A 2,943-nucleotide genomic window follows, 5' to 3' on the forward strand; every position below is an offset into this window, starting at 1 on the left:
CAGGCTGTCGAGCTCCAGCGCCAGGGCGTCCACCGCCAGCTTGTCGCGCGCCTTGTTGCCGCGCGAAAACGGCTTGGCATCCGGCGGGCACTTGTCCAGCGAAAAGGGCTTGCCGGCACCACCGGTCGGCGGTTGCCAGGCGGTGAGGGACGGGCTGCTGTCGTCTTGTTTGCCGGTGGCCATGCGCGCTCCAGGGGTTGTGGGGTGCAGGATACCCCGTTGCGGCTGCCACGGATAATCTGCGCTTGCCTGCCGACCACCCCGCCCCACCGCTGCGCGTGCTGTCCGTCATCCCGCCGATGACGCAGCTCAACACGCCCTACCCGTCCACCGCCTACCTCACCGGCTTCCTGCGCTCGCGCGGCGTGGATGCGGTGCAGGAAGACCTGGCGCTGGCGCTGGTGCTGCGGCTGCTGTCGCCCGACGGCCTGCGCGCCGTGGCCGCCTGCGTGGAGGCGCTGCCCCGCAAGAAGCACAGCCCGGCGGTGCAGGCCTTTGCCGCGCAGCAGGCGCGCTACCTGGCCACCATCGGGCCCGTCATCGCCTTCCTGCAAGGGCGCGACGCCACGCTGGCGCACCGCATTGCGGGCCGCCACTACCTGCCCGAAGGCCCGCGCTTTGAATCGCTGGACGTGTATGTGGACGACGGCAGTGGTGACCCGCTGGGCTGGGCCTTTGGCTCGCTGGGCCTCCAGGACCGCGCGCGGCACCTGGCCACGCTGTACCTGAACGACCTGGCCGATGTGCTGCGCGACGCGGTGGACCCGCGCTTCGAGTTTGTGCGGTATGCCGAATCACTGGCCGGCAGCCAGCCCACGTTCGATCCGCTGGCCGATGCGCTGGCCGCACCCCCCAACCTGGTGGACGACACGCTGCAGGCGCTGACACTGGAGGCCGTCGCACGCCATGGGCCCACGGTGGTGCTGCTGTCGGTGCCGTTCCCGGGCGCGGTGTATGCGGCATTCCGCATCGCGCAGACCCTCAAGGCGCGGCACCCGCAGATCACCACCGTGCTGGGCGGCGGCTTTGTCAACACCGAGCTGCGCGAGCTGGCCGAGCCGCGCGTATTCGACCACTTTGACTACGTGACGCTGGACGCTGGCGAGCGCCCGCTGCTGTCGCTGCTGGAACACCTGCAGGGCCGGCGCGGCCGCCAGCGGCTGGTGCGCACCTTTGTGCGTGAAGCGGGCACGGTCCGCTACATCAACATGGCCGAGCCCGACGTGGCGTTTGCCGAAGTCGGCACGCCCACCTGGGACGGCCTGCCGCTGGACAAGTACCTGTCGCTGCTGGACATGCTCAACCCCATGCACCGGCTGTGGAGCGACGGGCGCTGGAACAAGCTCACCGTGGCCCACGGCTGCTACTGGAAGAAATGCAGCTTTTGCGACGTGAGCCTGGACTACATCTCGCGCTACGAAGGTGCCAGTGCCACCGTGCTGGCCGACCGCATTGACGCGATCGTGCGCGAGACGGGGCAGACCGGCTTCCATTTTGTGGACGAAGCCGCGCCGCCCAAGGCCCTGAAAGCGCTGGCCACCGAGCTGGTCGCGCGCGGCACCGGCATCTCGTGGTGGGGCAACATCCGTTTTGAAAAGACCTTCAGCCCCGAGCTGTGCCAGCTGCTGGCCGACAGCGGCTGCATCGCCATCTCGGGCGGGCTGGAGGTCGCGTCCGACCGGCTGCTGACGCTGATGAAAAAAGGCGTGAGCGTGGACCAGGTGGCGCGTGTGACCCGTGCCTTCAGCGACGCAGGCATCCTGGTGCATGCCTACCTAATGTACGGCTTTCCAACCCAGACGGTGCAGGACACGGTGGACGCGCTGGAATATGTGCGGCAACTGTTTGAAAACGGCTGCATCCAGAGCGGCTTTTTCCACCGCTTTGCCTGCACCGTGCATTCACCCGTGGGCCAGAACCCGGAAGACTATGGCGTGACGCTGCAGCCGCTGCCGCCGGGTGCGTTTGCCAAAAACGACATTGCGTTCCACGATCCCACCGGCGTGGACCACGACGCGCTGGGTGGCGCGCTGAAGAAGGCCATCTACAACTACATGCACGGCATCGGGTTGGAAGAAGACGTGCGCAGCTGGTTTCCGTTCAAGGTTCCCAAGACTACCGTGGCACGCAACCGGATCGAGCGGGCGCTCCGCCAGCCGGCTTGAGTGACTGCGGCGCAAAGGCCTGTTTGGCCTAGGAACCCAGCAACTCCCACACCTTCACCGCCGTCAGCGGCATCTGAATGGTCGGCGCCACAGCGGCCTTGCCAGCGCGCGCCAGTGCGTCGGCCACCGCATTCACCACGCTCGGCGTGGCGCCGATGGTGCCCAGTTCGCCGACGCCCTTCACGCCCAGCGGGTTGTTCTTGCAGGGCGTGGACTCGTCCATCTCGGTGACGAAATCGCAGGCCATGTTGTCGGCGCGCGGGGCGGTGTAGTCCATCAGGCTGCCGGTCAGGGGCTGGCCGGTGTCGCGGTCGTAGACCATGTGCTCCTGCAACGCCTGGCCGATGCCCTGCACCGCACCGCCGTCGAGCTGGCCGCGCACGATCATCGGGTTGACCACGCGGCCCACATCATTGACGCTGCTGTAGCGCACCACCTGCACCTCACCGGTGGCGGGATCGATCTCGACCTCGCTCACATGGCAGCCGTTGGGCCAGGTGGGCCCGCTCACGGCGCTGGTGCTGTCCATGTGGATCACGCCGCCCGCCTGTTTGGCGGCCAGTGCAAACAGGTCGATGCCCACATCCGTGCCCTTGACCGTGAAGCGGCCGGCTGTATACGTGATGTCTTCGGCCGCGGCCTCCAGCTCCTGGGCAGCCAACTGCCTGGCATGGTCAATCGTGCGCTCGGACCCGACGCGCATGGCCGAGCCGCCGGTGAAGAGGGAGCGCGAGCCCGCACTGCCAAACCCGTCGCCACGGTCGGTGTCGCCCAGGAT

3 protein-coding genes are annotated in these 2,943 nt (G+C 67.8%); 1 reads left to right on the forward strand and 2 read right to left on the reverse strand.

What is annotated here, in order from left to right; genetic code table 11:
- Positions 1 to 183 (reverse strand): hypothetical protein (locus tag ACE3OK_RS12300; RefSeq protein WP_374249842.1); only part of this gene is annotated, 183 nt, incomplete at its 3' end.
- A gap of 62 nt (positions 184 to 245) precedes the next feature.
- Between ACE3OK_RS12300 and ACE3OK_RS12305 the strand changes: the two genes are divergently transcribed.
- A complete protein-coding gene (locus ACE3OK_RS12305) occupies positions 246 to 2,165 on the forward strand; it encodes a radical SAM protein (RefSeq protein WP_374249843.1) in 1,920 nt (639 codons plus the stop codon).
- 28 nt (positions 2,166 to 2,193) lie between these two features.
- Here ACE3OK_RS12305 and ACE3OK_RS12310 read toward each other — a convergent pair.
- The coding region (locus tag ACE3OK_RS12310) for a xanthine dehydrogenase family protein molybdopterin-binding subunit (RefSeq protein WP_374249844.1) at positions 2,194 to 2,943 on the reverse strand (750 nt) is incomplete at its 5' end.

Origin of the sequence: Thermomonas sp., assembly GCF_041905325.1 — a bacterium.
In the GTDB taxonomy this organism is placed as follows: Bacteria; Pseudomonadota; Gammaproteobacteria; order Xanthomonadales; family Xanthomonadaceae; genus Thermomonas.